The following is an 18039-nucleotide window of genomic DNA, read 5'->3' as shown; positions in this document are numbered from 1 at the left end:
GGGGGGGTTGTCTGTCTCGTTTTCCTTGTCTCTTTTTGGGGGGGGGCTCTGGGCGGCGGCGGCGGGGGGGGGGGGGGGCGCCCCCCCCCCCCCCCCCCCCCCCCCCCTCCACTCGGTTCTCGACCAGGGAATGCAAGGAACGCAGAGAGGAAATTTGCCCCTGTGGCACAAGAAGGAAAGACCGTGAGTTCTCCTGCGAGGACCGATGCCACGATGCCCAAGCAGGCACGTGTGGCCCAACTGCTGTTGTTCGCGCTGGCGTTCGTCGGCCTGGTCGTCATGCTCGCGTTGTCGGGCGGGCTGACGTCCTACGGGATGGGCAACATGATCGCCCCGTGGCTACTGGTCTGGGTGTGCGCGCTGCTCGCCCTGACGTACGACGGCAGCGCGCGCGGCGGGGTCCGGGCCACGACCATCGTGGTGATGGTGTTCGTCCTCGTGGGGTCGTTCAGCCAGGCGTCCGGCGCCGCGGCGCCCGGAGAGTTCCTGGACGCCGCACTGCGCATCGCGCTTGGGGCGCCCGTGGTGGTCCTGATGTTCCTGCCGGAGACTACGGCGTGGTTCGACCGAGCGAAGTGACGAAGGCCGTCCAGGCGGGGGCGGCGAAGGTGATGGCGGGGCCGGCCGGGTTCTTGCTGTCCCGGACGGGGATGCGGGCGGGGAGGGCGGAGTCGTTCACTTCGAGGCAGTCACCGCCGCTTTCGCCGCTGTGGCTGGACTTGCGCCAGGCCGCGTACGAGGCGGGGTCGGTGACTTCCAGGCAGGAGCCGCCGCTGCCGCCGCTGTAGCTGGACTTGCGCCAAGCGGGCAGCGCGGAGGCGTCAGGGATGTTGTGCTCGCTGCGCGTCATGCTCGTAATCCTCCGCGACGGACCTGATGAGATCCAGGGATTTACGGTGCGACAACGCGTCGCCCAGCGCCCGATCGTAGATCACCTGGCACTCGCGTACCACGGACGGAAGTTCCAAGAGCCTCCCGTTGTTCACACCCTCCGCGTAGGCGACGGGTGGCAGATCCTCGAACCACATGAGCGAGAGGAAGCCTTCCAGCAGCGTGTGAGCCCCGGCCGAGAACGGGAGCACGTGTACTCGGATGCGGCGGCGCTGGCCCAACATCGCGATGTGACGAAGCTGTTCGCACATCACAGCCGGACCGCCTACGTGCCGGCGAAGCACAGCCTCGTCGAGGAGTGCGCACACCTCGGGTGTACGGAAGTCGTCGAGGATGCGCGCGCGTTGGAGCCGTGTGCCGAGGAGCTTGTCACGCTCCTCGTCGCTCTTCGGCGGATAGCTGGAGGTGAGCACCTCGTGTGCGTACGGCTCGGTCTGGAGGATGCCCGGCACCAGGGTGGGAGCGAACTCGCTGATGGCTATGGCCTTGCCCTCGAACTCCAACGCCTCCTTGAAGTGTTCCGCCACCTTCCTGCCGTCCAGCGTCGGCAGGAACCGTACGAAGAACCCACCAGTCTCCAGCACTTGATCCAACCGCCGCGCATCATCCACGTCCGGCCGTCGCCGCCCCGCCTCGATGTGGGCGATGTGCGTGCGTGACATCACCGCCCGCTGGCTCAGCTCCTCCTGCGTGAGGCCCGCCGCCTCGCGGAGCCGCCGCAACTCTTCGCCGTACTTCACCCGAGACTGCGGATTGTCCTCGATCGCCATGTGTGCAACTCCCGTACGTGCAGGTTTGCTTGTCACGCTCCGCTGTCTGTCGAGCGTACCCACGGTGACGCCACTCTGTGTCCTGATCGACACAGACAGTGAAAGGCGGCAGTGCATGGACGCGACGGACTACAAGGTTCCTGGCCCGTACATCACCCTCCGGGTCTCCCGGGACAGCGGACGGACCTGGAGCCCGAAGGTGACGTACGAACCCGGTCGCGAGGCGCCGCCGATCGAGTCGCCGGGGCGCTTCCCGCCGTGCCGGTGCCCCAAATGCGGCCCCCTCACTTGAGTTGGACCAGCGACACCGACGGCGGCACCTCGGCGCCGTCGAGGGTCGCCGTGAAGGCGAGGCGGTGGTCGGTCCGGCGTTTCACCCCGCCGGCCGCCGTGACGGTGAAGTCGACCGTCCTACGTCCCTGGGGCGGGACCTCGACCCGGGTCGGACCCTCCGCCCGTGCCGACCAACCCCCGGCGGGACTCGCCTTCACGGTCACTGTCCGTGAGGTGGAGGTGAAGTTGTAGACGTCCAGGGACATCCGGGTGCGGCGGGACAGGCGGTAGCCCAGCGGGGGTTCGGCGTCGCCGTTGTCCTTGTTGGGGGCGGCGTTGCGGGCGGAGTAGCGCTGGCTCAGGACGATGTGTTCGGCGGGGGAGAGGGGAGGGCGGTGGTGTGGGGCCGGGCGCTGCTCGCGAGGGGCGTCTTCAATGACCGCGTACACCGGGTCCCGGGAGACGGTCACCGCGTCTGCGTCCGTCGTCGCCCGCCTGCCCATCACGTCGTACACGGTCGCCCCCGGGACCGGGATCCGTACCGGCTTAGACGACCAGAGGACCCGGACCAAATCGCCCCGCCCCGAGTCGAATTCGTAGCCGACGACCCCTGTCGGCAACCCGCTCACCGCCCCGACGAAGTGCGCCTCGCCCAGCAACGACGTCAGCGCCGCGCACGCGCTGTACGCGGGCAGGGGCTGGAACTCCCGGCTCAGCAGCCCGAAGTACACGCCGTCGTCGTGGAGCGGTGGGCCCGCGAACCAGAACTGCCGGGTGTTCCCCGCCGCCAGCCCCTCCACCATCGAGCGGACCAAGTAGCGGGCCTGGACGGACTGTTGGGCCTGTGTGAGGTCGATGCCCGGCCGTACTCCGAAGAACGCGCCGCACTCCGTCATCCACCGCGGTACCTCGCCCGCGCCGAGTCGCTCTGCCAGTTCGCGCTGCTCGTCCGCCGCGCCCGGGAAGGTCGGTTCGTCCTGCTCGGCCGGGTCCGGGTAGCCGTGGAACGCCCACACGTCCGCGTACCGCACGACGTCGTTCGCCAGCAGGAGGTCCTGGAAGTGGCCAGCCTGCGCGATGCCCGGCAGGACGACGAGAGGTGGGTCGGGGGTGTCCGCGATGCCCAGTGCCGCCGCCTTCACGAAGGCAGCGTGGGCGTCGCCGGTGCTGCTCGTGACGTCCACGTCGGGCTCGTTCGAGAGCTGGATGGCGGCGGGACGGCCGCCGGAGGCCAGGCGACGGGCGTAGCGATACGCGTGGCGCAGGTCCGCGGGGAGGGGGAGCGAGGCGGCCGTCATGGCCCACTCGGGAGCGGGTGACATGACCTCCAGGGGGGAGAGGCCGTGCTCGCGCAGGACGCGCGTGATCCGGTCGTGGTGTTCCGTGTCGTACGTGCCCGGGCTCGGCTCGGCCGCGGGCCATGCCTGGCCGTCCCGTATCCAGCCCGCGCCCATGTCCCGCATCGCGGCGGCGAAGGCGTTCAGGCGGGAGGGGGGTACGAGGGAGGTGGCCCAGACGTTGACGCCGAAGCGGTTGGCGTCACCGGAGGTGGCGGGGAGCGCGGGCAGGCACGCGAAGTGGCCTACCACCGCTCCAGCATCACCGGCGTCGGCGGCGGATGCGGCAACCCGGTAATTCCCGGGCGGGAGTTGAGGGAGCCGGACCTTCACCGTCGTCTCGCCGGCCGCGATCGTCGCGTGCTCCTCCGCGACCCGTTCCCCGAAGTAGTCGACGACCGTGTAGCGCATGCGGTGCGGGCGGTCGGCGCAGCCGTTCAGGCCGAGGGTCAGGTTCGCGGGCTCCCCGAACCGGTACGTGCTCAGCGTGCCGTCGCCGCCCGCGCGGACCTCGCGCAGCTCCACCCGCTCCCGCCTTCGCAGCGTGAAGCGGTCCAGCGCGAGAGCGTACGCCGTCCCGGCCTCCCGGACCGTCGGCTCGGTCACCCGGAACGTCAACGTGTTGTCGCCGCCCCGGAGTTCGAGTTCTCCGAGGTCGAGGACGGAGAGGTCGCCCCAGGCGGGTTCCGACTCGTACCAGTACGGCTGGGAGCGGGCGGATTCCGTGAACGGGCCGTTGTTCAGGGACAGTTGGAGGTACGAGGCCGTCGTCTCGGTGTGCGGTACCTCGACCGGGGCGATGGCGACGGCGGTCAGCGCGTACACGCCGGGCTGCGGGGCGTGTACGACGTATGTCGCGTACCAGCCCGCCCGCGGGGGCTTCCTGGCGGTGGCCAGGGCCAGGTATCTGCCTCCGGACGCGCGGCGGTCCCGTACGACCGGGACATTGGTCCGTGTCGCCGCCTCGCCCTGGACCGTGATCACCGCGGCGGCCCTCGAAGTGCCTTGTGCCCGTGCCGGGTTCAGCCCCGTCGCGGACATCGCGGACACCGCGGTCGTCAGGAGGCCCGCCTTCATCGCCGTACGCCTGTTGAAGCCCATCACTCAAGGACACATGGGCGGGGCTGCGGTCCGCCTCCTGCAGGAGGCGGACCGTACCCGGACAAAGGCCTCAGGGGCAGGCCCCAGGGGATGCGGGCTAACGCTTCTTGTACCTCGCGGTGACCTCGACCTCGACGAGCCAGCCCGGGACGGGCAGCGAGGCGACCTCCACCGACACCCGGGCCGGGCGTGCGTTGTTGGCGAGCAGCGGGGCCTTGGCGGGCGAGGTGCCCATGGGGACCGGCACGACCTCGTGCGACTTCAGGTCGATGTTGGCGAAGTACTGCCGGTACGCGCGGTTCCAGCCCGCGTAGTCGGCGATCTCCGTGCCCGGCGGATTGGAAAGATAGGCCTTCATCGTGATGACGTCGGCCGGGGTCAGGCCCGCGGCCTCCAGGTTGGTCTTGATGTTGCGCAGGACGACGAGGGCCTGGGCCTCGGTGATCGTGACACCCGTGGCCCCCTCGGTGAGAGCGGGGTCGGTGAAGCGCTCGGGCGAGCCCTCCGGCGCGCTCGGGTTGAATGCGGTCGGGCCGAGGCCGCTGGCCTGGTAGACGGCCACCTCTCCGCCCAGCGCCACGCCGTTCGCGATGGACGGGTTGGTCTGCCCCTCGGGCAGCATCACGCGTACCGTCTTCGGGCCGGGCGACCACCAGCCCTGGGCGTCGGCCAGCGTGACGGAGCCGCTCAGGAACGCGCCCGTCAGCGCTGTGGCGGCAAGGATCCGTGTACGCCGCTTCATGTGCTTCATGTGCTTCATGTGCCTCATGTGCCTCATGTGCTTCATGCGGCCATCACCCTCTCGTGGATGTCGGTCACGACCTTGCGGGCCGAGGTGAACGCACCGTGCTGCCAGGCGATGACATGGCTGAGCCAGTCGCCGGCGAAGTAGACATGTCCCGCGGGCTTGTTGAGCAGCTTGTACTCCGGGCCGGTCTGCGAGGGCCAGCCCACCCAGCCGGCCTCGATGTGGGGCGTGCGGTGCCAGGCCACGCTGAAGGAGCGGTCGAGTTCGGTGCGGTACTTCTCGCCGTGGATCTTGACGCCACGGCTCACCGCCCGCCGCACGCGCTCGGCGTGCGGCAGGTCGCTGTAGGCGACGGCGTTGGCGCCGAAGTTGTAGTAGCCGATGAGCGTGCCGCGGCGGCCCTGGTAGCCGTACGAGGGATACCAGATGGTGGCCAGGTCGGTGTCGGTCGGCGTGATGCCGCCGTAGATGTGCTCGTCCGTCTCCCACCAGCGGCTGCGGTATTCGAGCCCCACTTTGCCGACCGGCGTCGCGACGGGGTACTTCAGCGCCGCGGTGATGTCCGCGCCCAGGTTGTGCTTGACCCGGGCCATGACCATGGGCGGGACCGCGGCCACGACGAAGTCGGCGCGCCTGCTGCGGGTCCGGCCCGTCGCGTCCTTGTAGACGACCTCGGCACCGTCGGGGAGGTCCTTGACCTCCATCGCCTTGGCGCCGTAGATGATCCGGTCCTCGCCGATCGCCTTCGCCAGCGCGTACGGGATCGCGTCCATCCCGCCGATCGGCTGGAACATCAGCATGGCCTGGTCGTAGCCGAACTCGAAGGAGAAGCGCTGCCCGACGCCGCTCCCGATGACGTCCGACAGCGAGGGCACCGGACCGAGCACGGTGCCCTCCTCGAAGGCCGCACCCGGCTCGACCGAGTAGCCGCGCCGGTCGGAGCCCGTGTAGGCGAAGCCGTCGGCCTTGCCCTTGATGGCACCGAAGTTCTGCAGGAACGCGATCAGCCGCTCCTTGTCGGCGGCGGTGAGATCCTTGTCCAGGGCTCCCTGGTCGGTGGCCTTGGCGAGCAGTTCGGAGACATATCCGTAGGCGTCGGCCTTCGCGGTGCGCCAGCGGACCGGTTTGCCCGCCAGGGCGGCGCTGTTCTCGTGGTAGATGTACGCGTTGGCGTTCTGATTGGTGAACACCTCCAGCGGAACGCCCAGTTCACGGCAGTACTCGAGCGTGACATGGGACTGCGGCAGCCGGGCCGGGCCCGCGTTCATGTACTGGCCCTTGGAGAAGGACGCCGTCTGGGTGCGCCCGTCCAGGTCGGTCAGCGTGGTGCCGCCGCGGACCGTCCAGTTGCGGCCACCGGGGCGGTCCTTCGCCTCCAGGATCCGGCAGTCGTAACCGGCCTTGCCCAGCTCGTACGCGGTCGCCAGGCCGGCGATGCCGCCGCCGAGTATCAGGACCTTCTTGCCGTTCCTGCCGCTCTGTCCGGTGAGCGTGAAGTCGCTCTTCCGGGGCGGCCGGTACGCCTCCGCCCGTGCTTCCGGGACCGGGGCCAGCCCCAGCGCGCCCATCGCCGAGTACAGCATTCCGGCGCCGCCCGCGATCCCGACGGAACTCAGGAAGTTGCGTCTGGATGCTTCTTGGTTCATCAACGTCTCCTCACCCGCAGCCCTCGGCCCGCAACCTGCGTGGGCTGGGCACATCGTCCGATCGAACCCGGCCACGTGGGGGGTGAGTTGCTGGTGAGCCGGAAGGTGCTCCACGAGCCTCGTTCAGGACTGTTACAGCGCCATGCCGATGACATATCGATGACATGAGCACGTACGGAGAACGAGTTCTCAGTCCGCCGGATCCTTGATCACGGGGAAGCGGCGCGGCGCCACCAACAGCAGGACCAGGAAGGCGAGTCCGGCCGCGCAGGCCGCGCCGAAGTAGACGGAGTGGACGGCCTCCGCGACCGCCCGGCGTACGTGCTCGTCGGGGGTGCCCGAGTCGAGAGACTTCGTCACCGAGTCCAGGTCGCCCGCGCCGCCGAGCCGCGCGGCCAGTACCCCGTTGGCGACCGCGCCGAAGAGGGCGGCGCCGATCGTCTGGCCGGTCTGGCGGCAGAAGAGTACGGAGGCTGTCGCCGTACCGCGTTCGTTCCACTCGACGGTCGACTGGACGCCGACGAGCAGCGGGAGTTGGAAGAGCCCGAGCGCGGCGCCCAGCAGCAGCATCAGGAGAGTGGGCTGCCAGGCCTCGCCGGGGTACGGGAGGAAGGGGAAGGCGAACAGGATCAGCGCGGCCGTGCCGATGCCGAGCATCGCCGTGTTGCGGAAGCCGATGCGACGGTAGACGTGCTGGCTGAGGGCCGCCGAGACCGGCCAGCTCAACGTCCATACGGAGAGCACGAATCCGGCGGTGATAGGGGCGAGGCCGAGCACCGACTGCGCGTACGTCGGGAGGAAGACCGTCGGGGCGACCATCAGGAGGCCCAGCGCGCCGAGTGCCAGGTTCACGGCGGCGATGGTGCGGCGGCGCCAGACCCAGCCGGGGATGATCGGTTCGGCGGCCCGGCGTTCGATGAGGACCAGAGCGGCGATCAGGGCAAGTCCCGTACCGAACAAGGCCATTGACGGTGGCGAGAGCCACGGCCAGGCCACCCCGCCCTGCACCAGGGCCGTCAGGAGTACGCCGCCGCAGGCGAAGACCGTGAGCGCGCCGGCCCAGTCGATGCGGGGGCGCTCGGCGGTCTTCCGTTCGCGCTGGGGCTCGTGGAGGTGGCGGATGAGCAGCCAGAGGGCGACCGCGCCGAGCGGCAGGTTGATGAGGAAGATCCAGCGCCAGTCGGCGTAGGCGGCGAGCACCCCGCCGAGCGCCGGGCCCGCGACCGCCGAGGTGGCCCAGACCGTGGACAGCTTGGCCTGGATCTTGGGGCGTTGTTCGAGCGGGTAGAGGTCGGCGGCGAGGGTCTGGACCGTGCCCTGGAGTGCGCCGCCGCCGAGGCCCTGGACGACCCGGAACGCGATCAGCGCGGCCATGTTCCAGGCCAGCGCACAGAGCAGGGAGCCGACGAGGAAGAGGACCGAGCCGGCGATCAGCACCGGCTTGCGGCCGAAGGTGTCGGAGAGCTTGCCGTAGACGGGCAGGGTGACCGTCACCGCGAGCAGATAGCCGGAGAACAGCCATGAGAAGACGGAGAAGCCGCCCAGGTCACCGACGATCTGGGGGACGGCCGTCGACACGATCGTGGAGTCGAGCGCGGCCAGGCCCATGCAGAGCATGAGCGAGGCGACGACGGCCCGGCGGGGGCGGGCCCCGGCCCGCGCGGCGGCGGGCTCGTCCTCCTTGGCGGCGGTTATCCCGGTGTCTTCCCCCTGGCCCACTGGATTCCTTCCCCCTGCATCTATCTGCCGGAAGCCACTCTCCCACTTGATCCTCCCGTGGCGGGAGGGTGGACGCTGACTGGGCTGGTGGGTGGAGGCGCCCCCGAGAAGGGGTCCACCGGCAGGTGGAGATCCCCTAGGGGGCTCTCCGTACTACGGCCCGGGGAGGGTTCGTACTGCCGGAGGAGGAGACGGGCCGAACCGCTCCTTAACCTGGCTTTATGCCGCTGGGGGGCGGCGTACCGCACCTGCCGGGGTGGGGTTTACCCCAGCAGAAGACTGCGCTGGGCACCAGCGCGGTGGACCACCCGCCGCCGCCAGACTTATCGCTGTAACCGCACGGCGAGAACGAGCAGCTGAACGAACAGCGTGACCGCACGGCGTGAACGAACACCGTCACCGCACGGTGTGAACGAACACCGCACAACGCGACCGCACGACATACGCGACAACCGCAGATCCCGTCGTCCTCAAGGGCGTCCGACTTAGGAGACATACCGTGACATCGGCTGTAACCATTCCCAGGCACGGCAGCACTGGAGGACGTACGGCCGTCGCGGCACGGGCGCGGCAGGTCGTGAAGGCTTACGGGTCCGGTGAGACCCGCGTCGTCGCCCTCGACCAGGTCGACGTGGACATCGCGCGGGGCCAGTTCACCGCGATCATGGGCCCCTCGGGTTCCGGCAAGTCCACCCTGATGCACTGCCTCGCCGGGCTCGACACCGTCTCCTCCGGGCAGATCTACCTGGACGAGACCGAGATCACCGGCCTCAAGGACAAGAAGCTCACGCAGCTCCGCCGGGACCGTATCGGCTTCATCTTCCAGGCGTTCAACCTGCTGCCGACGCTGAGCGCGCTGGAGAACATCACGCTCCCGATGGACATCGCAGGGCGCAAGCCCGACAAGGGCTGGCTGTCCCAGGTGGTGGAGACCGTCGGGCTCAAGGACCGGCTCAAGCACCGGCCCAACCAGCTCTCCGGAGGCCAGCAGCAGCGCGTCGCCGTGGCCCGGGCGCTGGCCGCCAGGCCCGAGATCATCTTCGGTGACGAGCCGACCGGAAACCTCGACTCCCGTGCCGGCGCCGAGGTGCTGGGCTTCCTGCGCCGCTCGGTCGACGAGCTCGGCCAGACCATCGTGATGGTCACGCACGACCCGGTGGCGGCCTCGTACGCGGACCGTGTGCTGTATCTCGCCGACGGCCGGATCGTCGACGAGATGTACCGGCCCACCGCGGACGCCGTCCTGGACCGCATGAAGGACTTCGACGCCCGGGGGCGCACGTCATGACCGTCTTCAAGACCTCGATGCGCAACTTCTTCGCGCACAAGGGACGGATGGCCCTCTCGGCCGTCGCCGTCCTGCTGTCGGTGGCCTTCGTCTGCGGCACGCTCGTCTTCACCGACACGATGAACACGACCTTCGACAAGCTCTTCGCGACCACCGCGTCCGACGTCACGGTCTCCCCCAAGGCGGCCAAGGCCGACGACACCCCGCAGAACGGCAAGCCCGAGTCGCTGCCCGCGTCGACCGTCGCCCAGGCGCAGAAGGCGCAGGGCGTCAAGTCGGCCGAGGGGGCGGTCAGTTCGATGAACGTGACCGTCGTCAACAGCAAGAACAAGAACATGGGGTCCAGCACCGGCGCCCCGACGATCGCGGGCAACTGGACGAAGAACGACCTGCGTTCGATGGAGATCACCTCCGGGCACGCCCCGCGCGGGCCCACCGAGGTGATGGTCGACGCCGACACCGCGGACAAGCACGACCTCAAGATGGGTGACGAGCTGCGCACCATCGCCGTCACCGGTGACTTCAAGGCGAAGATCGTCGGCATCGCCACCTTCAAGGTGACCAACCCCGGTGCCGCCGTCGTCTACTTCGACACCGCCACCGCACAGCGCGAACTGCTCGGCGCCACCGGCCGGTTCACCCAGATCTACGTCTCGGCGGCGCAGGGCGTCACCGACACGCAGCTCAAGCAGAACGTCTCCACGACCCTCGCCGGTGCCGAGAAGGCCACCGGGGCGTACAAGATCCAGACGCAGAAGGAGTTCTCGGACGAGAACCGCGAGGGCATCGGCGAGTTCATGAACGTCATCAAGTACGCCATGCTCGGCTTCGCCGGAATCGCCTTCCTGGTCGGCATCTTCCTGATCATCAACACCTTCTCGATGCTGGTCGCCCAGCGCACCCGTGAGATCGGCCTGATGCGGGCCATCGGTTCGTCCCGCAAGCAGGTCAACCGGTCCGTGCTGGTCGAGGCGCTGTTCCTCGGTGTCATCGGCTCGATCCTGGGTGTCGCCGCGGGTGTCGGTATCGCGATCGGCCTGATGAAGCTCATGTCGATGGCGGGCATGAACCTCTCCACCGCCGACCTGACGGTGAAGACCACGACCCCGGTCATCGGCCTGGTCCTCGGTGTCGTCGTCACGGTGCTCGCCGCCTATCTGCCCGCCCGCCGCGCGGGCAAGGTCTCCCCGATGGCCGCGCTGCGCGACGCCGGTACGCCGGCCGACGGCAAGGCCGGCTGGATCCGGGGGATCATCGGCCTCCTCCTCACGGGAACCGGCGGCGCCGCGCTCTTCACGGCGGCCGGCGCGGACAAGGCGAGCGACGGCTCGATGATGCTCGGCGCCGGTGTGGTGCTCTCGCTGATCGGGTTCGTCATCATCGGCCCGCTGCTCGCCGGTGTCGTGGTCCGGGCCATCAGCGCGGTCCTGCTGCGCGGCTTCGGACCCGTGGGCCGGCTGGCGGAGCGGAACGCGCTGCGCAACCCGCGCCGCACCGGCGCCACCGGCGCGGCCCTGATGATCGGCCTCGCGCTGGTCGCCTGCCTCTCCGTGGTCGGCTCCTCGATGGTGGCCTCCGCGACGGACGAGCTCGACAAGTCGGTCGGCACGGACTTCATCGTCCAGGGCAACCAGCGGATCGTGCCGCAGGCCCAGAAGGCCATCGAGTCGACGCCGGGCCTGGCGCACGTCACCAGCTACAAGGAGGTCGAGGCCAAGCTGACCTCGCCCGACGGCAAGACCGAGGACAGCGACGTGACGGCCGCGGACCCGACGTACGCGAGCGACCTGCGCCGCGAGACGACCGCCGGTGAGCTGTCGGCGGCGTACGGCAAGGACGCGATGTCGCTCGGCTCCGGTTACGCGAAGGACCACGGCGTGAAGGTCGGCGACACGATGACCGTCGCCTTCAAGGGCGGTCAGACGGCCAAGCTGAGGGTCGCGGCGATCACGGACGACGACGTGGCCATCGACAAGGGCGCGCGGTACATGAGCATCGCCACGATGGAGAAGTACGTCCCGGCCGACAAGATCCCGCCGAACGACATCATGTTCGCCACGGCCAAGGAGGGCCAGGAGAAGACGGCGTACACGGCCCTGAAGAAGGCCCTGGACCCGTACCCGCAGTACCAGGTCCGCGACCAGACCGACTACAAGCAGGAGCTCAAGGACCAGATCGGCCAGCTGCTGAACATGGTCTACGGCCTGCTGGCCCTCGCGATCATCGTGGCGGTCCTGGGTGTCGTGAACACCCTGGCGCTGTCGGTGGTGGAGCGGACCCGCGAGATCGGCCTGATGCGTGCCATCGGGCTCTCCCGCCGCCAGATGCGCCGCATGATCCGCCTGGAGTCGGTCGTCATCGCCCTCTTCGGAGCGCTGCTGGGCCTCGGACTGGGGATGGGCTGGGGCGCCACCGCCCAGAAGCTCCTCGCCCTGGAGGGCCTGAAGGTCCTCGAGATCCCCTGGCCGACGATCATCGGCGTCTTCATCGGCTCGGCCTTCGTGGGACTGTTCGCCGCGCTGGTGCCCGCGTTCCGGGCGGGCCGGATGAACGTCCTGAACGCGATCGCGACGGACTAGCTCCGCAGGTTGAGCGGCCCACCACGGACGGGGGTCTTGGTGGGCGGGGGAACCCGGTGCCGGCAAGTCTTCGGACTGGCCGGCACCGGGCTGTTTGCCGGGTGCGGGCCGGTGGGGGCTTGTCGCGCAGTTCCCCGCGCCCCTAGGTACCTAGGGGCGCGGGGAACTGCGCAATCTTTTGGGGGTTCGGGGGCGAAGCCCCTGAGTAAGTGACGGGATTGGGTAGGGGCGGCGGGGGCGAAGAATCCCCCGGTGTCCACAGGCGCGGGCGGGCGTCACCCCGGCGTCGTACCCTGGACACCCCCGGCCCGTCAGACGTGTCGGGCGGTTCGCGTTGCTCCCTCGGATCCTCGGATGGAAACCTCTTCATGAGCCTGCACGGTCTGCTCGACGCCGTCGTCAAGGACGCCGCACTCACCGAAGCGGTGAAGGCCGCCGGCGACGGCAACCGTATGCACGTCGACCTGGTGGGCCCGCCCGCGGCCCGCCCGTTCGCCGTGGCGGCCCTGGCCCGGGAGGCGGGCCGTACGGTGCTGGCCGTGACGGCCACGGGCCGGGAGGCCGAGGACCTGGCGGCGGCACTGCGGACGCTGCTGCCGGCCGACGGGATCGTGGAGTACCCGTCCTGGGAGACGCTGCCGCACGAGCGGCTGTCCCCGCGCAGCGACACCGTGGGACGCAGGCTCGCGGTCCTGCGCAGGCTCGCGCACCCGCGCCCCGACGACCCGGAGACCGGCCCGGTCTCCGTCGTGGTCGCACCCGTCCGCTCGGTCCTCCAGCCGCAGGTCAAGGGCCTGGGCGACCTGGAGCCGGTGGCCCTGCGGACCGGCCAGAGCGCCGACCTCGGTGACGTCGTGGCAGCCCTGTCGGCAGCGGCGTACGCACGGGTCGAGCTGGTCGAGAAGCGCGGCGAGTTCGCCGTACGCGGCGGGATCCTGGACGTCTTCCCGCCCACCGAGGAGCACCCGCTGCGCGTGGAGTTCTGGGGCGACGACGTCGAGGAGATCCGCTACTTCAAGGTCGCCGACCAGCGGTCCCTGGAGGTCGCCGCGCACGGGCTGTGGGCGCCGCCCTGCCGCGAGCTGCTGCTCACGGACGACGTACGGGAGAGAGCGGCCCGGCTGGCCGAGGCCCACCCCGAGCTGGGCGAACTGCTCGGCAAGATCGCCGAGGGCATCGCGGTCGAGGGCATGGAGTCCCTCGCGCCCGTCCTCGTCGACGACATGGAACTGCTCATCGACGTCCTGCCCAAGGGCTCCATGGCCGTCGTCTGCGACCCGGAGCGGGTGCGCACGCGCGCCTCGGACCTGGTGGCGACCTCGCAGGAGTTCCTCCAAGCGTCCTGGGCGGCCACGGCGGGCGGCGGCGAGGCCCCGATCGACGTCGACGCGGCGTCCCTGTGGGCCATCGCGGACGTACGGGACCGGGCCCGCGAGCTGGACATGATGTGGTGGTCGGTGTCGCCGTTCGCGGCGGACGAGGAGCTGACGGAGACATTTGCCGCTGACGCGGCGGGCGACACGCTGAAGCTCGGGATGCACGCCCCGGAGACGTACCGCGGCGACACCGCGAAGGCCCTCGCCGACACCAAGGGCTGGCTCGCGGACGGCTGGCGCACGGTGTTCGTCACCGAGGCCCACGGCCCGGCGGCCCGTACGGCGGAGGTGCTCGGCAGCGAGGGCATCGCGGCCCGCCTGGAGTCGGACCTCGCCGCGCTCGTCCCCTCCATCGTCCAGGTGGCCTGCGGTTCGATCGACTACGGATTCGTCGACCCGGCGCTGAAGCTCGCCGTGCTCACGGAGACCGACATCTCCGGCCAGAAGGCCGCCGGCAAGGACGGCGCCCGGATGCCGGCCCGCCGCCGCAAGACGATCGACCCGCTCACTCTCGAAACCGGCGACTACATCGTCCACGAGCAGCACGGCGTCGGCCGCTACATCGAGATGGTGCAGCGGACGGTCCAGGGCGCGACCCGCGAGTATCTGGTGGTCGAGTACGCGCCGGCCAAGCGCGGCCAGCCGGGCGACCGCCTCTACATCCCCACCGACCAGTTGGAACAGATCACCAAGTACGTGGGCGGCGAGGCCCCGACCCTCCACCGTCTCGGCGGCGCCGACTGGACGAAGACCAAGGCGCGCGCGAAGAAGGCGGTCAAGGAGATCGCCGCGGACCTCATCAAGCTGTACTCCGCCCGGATGGCGGCCCCCGGGCACGCCTTCGGCGGCGACACACCGTGGCAGCGCGAGCTGGAGGACGCGTTCCCGTACGTCGAGACGCCCGACCAGCTCACCACCATCGCCGAGGTCAAGGAGGACATGGAGAAGACGGTCCCGATGGACCGCCTGGTCTGTGGCGACGTGGGCTACGGCAAGACGGAGATCGCGGTCCGCGCGGCCTTCAAGGCGGTGCAGGACGGCAAGCAGGTCGCCGTCCTCGTACCGACGACGTTGCTGGTGCAGCAGCATTTCGGGACATTCAGCGAGCGCTACTCGCAATTCCCGGTGAACGTACGGGCGTTGAGCCGCTTCCAGACGGACACGGAGGCGAAGGCGACGCTGGAGGGCCTGCGCGAGGGCTCGGTGGACGTCGTCATCGGCACGCACCGGCTGTTCTCCTCGGAGACGAAATTCAAGGACCTGGGGCTCGTCATCGTCGACGAGGAGCAGCGGTTCGGCGTCGAGCACAAGGAGCAGCTGAAGAAGCTGCGCGCGAACGTGGACGTACTGACGATGTCCGCGACCCCTATCCCGCGCACCCTGGAGATGGCGGTGACGGGCATCAGGGAGATGTCGACGATCACGACACCCCCGGAGGAGCGCCACCCGGTCCTGACCTTCGTCGGCCCGTACGAGGAGAAGCAGATCGGCGCGGCCGTCCGACGCGAACTGCTCCGCGAGGGCCAGGTCTTCTACATCCACAACCGCGTCGAGTCCATCGACCGGGCGGCGTCGCGACTGCGCGAGATCATCCCGGAGGCGCGCATCGCGACCGCCCACGGCCAGATGTCCGAGCAGTCCCTTGAGCAGGTCGTCGTCGACTTCTGGGAGAAGAAGTTCGACGTCCTCGTCTCCACGACGATCGTCGAGTCCGGCATCGACATCTCGAACGCGAACACCCTGATCGTGGAGCGCGGCGACAACTTCGGCCTCTCCCAACTGCACCAGCTGCGCGGCCGGGTGGGCCGTGGCCGCGAGCGGGGGTACGCCTACTTCCTCTACCCGCCGGAGAAGCCCCTCACGGAGACGGCCCACGAGCGTCTCGCCACCATCGCCCAGCACACGGAGATGGGCGCGGGCATGTACGTGGCGATGAAGGACCTGGAGATCCGCGGCGCGGGAAACCTGCTCGGCGGCGAGCAGTCGGGTCACATCGCGGGCGTCGGCTTCGACCTGTACGTACGCATGGTCGGCGAGGCCGTGGCGGACTACCGCGCCTCTCTGGAGGGCGGCGTCGTGGAGGAGCCGGCCCTGGAGGTCAAGATCGAGCTCCCGGTCGACGCGCACGTCCCGCACGACTACGCCCCGGGCGAGCGGCTGCGTCTGCAGGCGTACCGGGCGATCGCCTCGGTGAACTCCGAGGAGGACGTCAAGGCCGTACGCGAGGAACTCGTCGACCGCTACGGCAAGTTGCCCGAGCCGGTGGAGAACCTGCTGCTGGTGGCCGGTCTGCGGATGCTCGCGCGCGCGTGCGGTGTCGGCGAGATCGTCCTCCAGGGCAACAACATCCGCTTCGCGCCTGCAGAGTTGAGGGAGTCCCAGGAGCTGCGCCTCAAGCGCCTGTATCCGGGAACCGTCATCAAGCCGGCCGCACACCAGCTGCTGGTACCCCGCCCGAAGACGGCGAAGGTGGGCGGCAAGCCGCTGGTCGGGCGGGAGTTGCTGGGGTGGACCGGGGAGTTCCTGGCTTCGATTCTGGGGTCTTGACCGGGCCCGCCGGATTATGTTGGCGGAAGGGCAGGTGGACCGGAACGGCACGTGACCGGAAGGTCAGGCGGCCCGGAAGAGCATTCCGCTGAGTGTGTGGAACACATCCTCCGGGTCCTGGTCGCCCACCGGTCCGTCCAGGTTGTGACTGAGCAGCAGCGTGGCGAAGCCGTGTGCCAGGGACCAGGCGGCCACGCCGGCGAGGCGGGCGTCGGCGCCGCGGCCCTCGGGCGGGACGGCCGAGACGGCGTCGCGCAGGCGCTCGCCCGCGAGGGCACGGGCCGTCGTCAGCTCCAGGTCGTTCCCGCGCAGCAGCTCCGGCGTGAACATCACCTGGAAGTGGGCCGGGTGCTCGCGGGCGAAGCGGACGTAGCGCACGCCCGCGTCCTTCAGATCCGCGGCCTCCGCGAGCGTGGCCGCCAGCAGTCCGTAGCCCTCCGCCGCGATCGCCGTGAGCAGACCCGTGCGGTCCTTGAAGTGGTGGGCCGGCGCCGCGTGCGAGACACCCGCGCGGCGGGCCAGGTCCCGCAGGCTCAGCGCGGAGGGGCCCTCGGCTGAGATGACGTCGAGCGCGGCCACCACGATCGCGCGGCGCAGGTCTCCGTGGTGGTAGGCGCGGTGTCCGCGCCCGCCGGACTTGGTGGCTGAGGGCGCGGACGGCTCGGATGGTTCCGAGGGTCCGGACGGCCCGGTTGGGCTGGGGGACCTGGTGGGCGGAGTGCTGGTGCTCTTCGGCATGGTCAGCAGCGTACGCCGAATCTAGGCATTGACAAGTTCGGTGGGGTCGGGCAATCTAGACAGTGTCAAGTTTCCGGGCGGTCGGGAATGAATGAAAAGGGCGAAGGGGGTACGGCATGTCTGTGGACGCGGACGAGGCGGTGCTGGGCGGCGGTGGGGTGGAGCTCGGCAGGGTGCGCCAGATGTGGCATCTGATCGAGCCGCTGCACGCCGTGCTCTATTACGCGCCGGAGGTCTTCGAGGAGGCGGCCGCGCTCGGCTTCGACGTCGGGGATCGCTGGCCGAGCTACTTCCCGTTGCGTGCCGCCCCGTTGGGCGCCGTCGGGAGCGAGCGTGTCGCCTCCGCCTTCTACAGCTTCAGTCCTCGCATGGTCGCCGGGCACATGGATCAGGCGTGGGTGACCGCTGATCCCAGGAAGGTGCTGGAGGCGAGGGAGCGGGGCATCGACCGGGCCTACCGAGCGATATTCGGCGACCGCGCCGACAGTCCCGAGCTCGCGGAAGCCGCCGCCCTCGCCCGTCGTGTGGCCGAGTCGGTGAACACGGCAGGGCGCCCCTTGGTCGCCGCCAACGCCGAGTTGCCCTGGCCGGAAGCGCCGCATCAGCAGTTGTGGCACGCGGCGACGATCCTGCGTGAGTACCGCGGTGACGGACATCTGGCCGCGCTGCTCATCGCCGGCCTCGACCCTGTCGAGTCGCTCGTGTCGTTCGCGGCGATAGGCGCCGCGACCGTGGAGCGGTTCGAGAGCCGGGGGTGGAGTCCGGGGGAGTGGGCCGCGGCGCGTGAACGGCTCGTCGCACGAGGGCTGTTGGCCGCCGACGGCACCGCGACGGACGCCGGCCGTGCCCTCCGCCAGGAGGTGGAGCGGCACACCGACGAACTGGCCGCCGCACCTTGGCGGGCGCTCGGCCCGGACGGCACCGGCCGACTCGCCGATCTGCTGGGGGAGTTCTGGGTCGCGGTCCTCGGGTCGGGGCTGCTGCCGTCGGAGACGACGTTGGGGATCGGGAAGGTGTGAGGGGCGG

Annotated in this window: 12 protein-coding genes; 5 read left to right on the top strand and 7 right to left on the bottom strand. The window is 69.9% G+C overall.

From position 1 onward, the window contains the following. The first annotated feature begins 183 nt into the window (after positions 1 to 183). Positions 184 to 579, top strand: a complete 396-nt coding sequence (locus ACIBEI_RS33870) for a hypothetical protein (protein WP_398894076.1) — start codon at positions 184 to 186, stop codon at positions 577 to 579. Here ACIBEI_RS33870 and ACIBEI_RS33865 read toward each other — a convergent pair. The 6 genes from ACIBEI_RS33865 to ACIBEI_RS33840 all read right to left on the bottom strand — a co-directional run bounded on the left by ACIBEI_RS33865 (position 551) and on the right by ACIBEI_RS33840 (position 8461). Then, positions 551 to 850, bottom strand: coding sequence for a DUF397 domain-containing protein (locus ACIBEI_RS33865; protein WP_398894074.1), 300 nt, complete (start codon positions 848 to 850; stop codon positions 551 to 553). The genes ACIBEI_RS33870 and ACIBEI_RS33865 overlap by 29 nt on opposite strands. Then, a complete protein-coding gene (locus ACIBEI_RS33860; RefSeq protein ID WP_398894072.1) occupies positions 822 to 1661 on the bottom strand; it encodes a Scr1 family TA system antitoxin-like transcriptional regulator in 840 nt (279 codons plus the stop codon). The genes ACIBEI_RS33865 and ACIBEI_RS33860 overlap by 29 nt, the downstream gene beginning before the upstream one ends. Before the next feature lie 284 nt (positions 1662 to 1945). Continuing rightward, entirely contained in the window at positions 1946 to 4372 is a 2427-nt protein-coding gene (locus tag ACIBEI_RS33855) for a hypothetical protein (RefSeq protein ID WP_398894070.1), read from the bottom strand. 97 nt (positions 4373 to 4469) lie between these two features. Then, on the bottom strand, positions 4470 to 5159 hold the full coding sequence (locus tag ACIBEI_RS33850; RefSeq protein ID WP_398894068.1) for a Rid family hydrolase: 690 nt from the start codon (positions 5157 to 5159) through the stop codon (positions 4470 to 4472). Then, positions 5156 to 6766 (bottom strand): flavin monoamine oxidase family protein, encoded by a 1611-nt coding sequence (locus ACIBEI_RS33845; RefSeq protein ID WP_398894066.1) that lies wholly within the window; start codon positions 6764 to 6766, stop codon positions 5156 to 5158. Before ACIBEI_RS33845 ends, ACIBEI_RS33850 begins: the two co-directional genes overlap by 4 nt. Before the next feature lie 189 nt (positions 6767 to 6955). Beyond that, the gene (locus tag ACIBEI_RS33840; RefSeq protein WP_398894135.1) at positions 6956 to 8461 is read right to left on the bottom strand and encodes an MFS transporter; all 1506 of its coding nucleotides are present in this window, start codon (positions 8459 to 8461) and stop codon (positions 6956 to 6958) included. Between the two features lie 523 nt (positions 8462 to 8984). Between ACIBEI_RS33840 and ACIBEI_RS33835 the strand changes: the two genes are divergently transcribed. The 3 genes from ACIBEI_RS33835 (at position 8985) to mfd (ending at position 16275) form a co-directional block, all read left to right on the top strand. Next, a complete protein-coding gene (locus tag ACIBEI_RS33835; RefSeq protein WP_398894064.1) occupies positions 8985 to 9773 on the top strand; it encodes an ABC transporter ATP-binding protein in 789 nt (262 codons plus the stop codon). Further along, on the top strand, positions 9770 to 12352 hold the full coding sequence (locus ACIBEI_RS33830; RefSeq protein WP_398894062.1) for an ABC transporter permease: 2583 nt from the start codon (positions 9770 to 9772) through the stop codon (positions 12350 to 12352). The genes ACIBEI_RS33835 and ACIBEI_RS33830 overlap by 4 nt, the downstream gene beginning before the upstream one ends. A gap of 368 nt (positions 12353 to 12720) precedes the next feature. After that, on the top strand, positions 12721 to 16275 hold the full coding sequence (gene mfd / locus ACIBEI_RS33825; protein WP_398894060.1) for a transcription-repair coupling factor: 3555 nt from the start codon (positions 12721 to 12723) through the stop codon (positions 16273 to 16275). A 63-nt stretch (positions 16276 to 16338) separates the two neighbouring features. On the opposite strand, the gene ACIBEI_RS33820 is transcribed toward mfd, so the two are convergent. Then, on the bottom strand, positions 16339 to 17013 hold the full coding sequence (locus ACIBEI_RS33820; RefSeq protein WP_398894058.1) for a TetR/AcrR family transcriptional regulator: 675 nt from the start codon (positions 17011 to 17013) through the stop codon (positions 16339 to 16341). Positions 17014 to 17129: 116 nt separating this feature from the next. Between ACIBEI_RS33820 and ACIBEI_RS33815 the strand changes: the two genes are divergently transcribed. Beyond that, entirely contained in the window at positions 17130 to 18032 is a 903-nt protein-coding gene (locus ACIBEI_RS33815) for a hypothetical protein (RefSeq protein ID WP_398894056.1), read from the top strand. The last annotated feature ends 7 nt before the right edge of the window (positions 18033 to 18039 follow it).

Origin of the sequence: Streptomyces sp. NPDC050988, assembly GCF_044456225.1 — a bacterium.
GTDB lineage: Bacteria > Actinomycetota > Actinomycetes > Streptomycetales > Streptomycetaceae > Streptomyces.
Note: the sequence above shows the minus strand (reverse complement) of the source record. Positions and strands in the feature narration are given on the sequence as shown.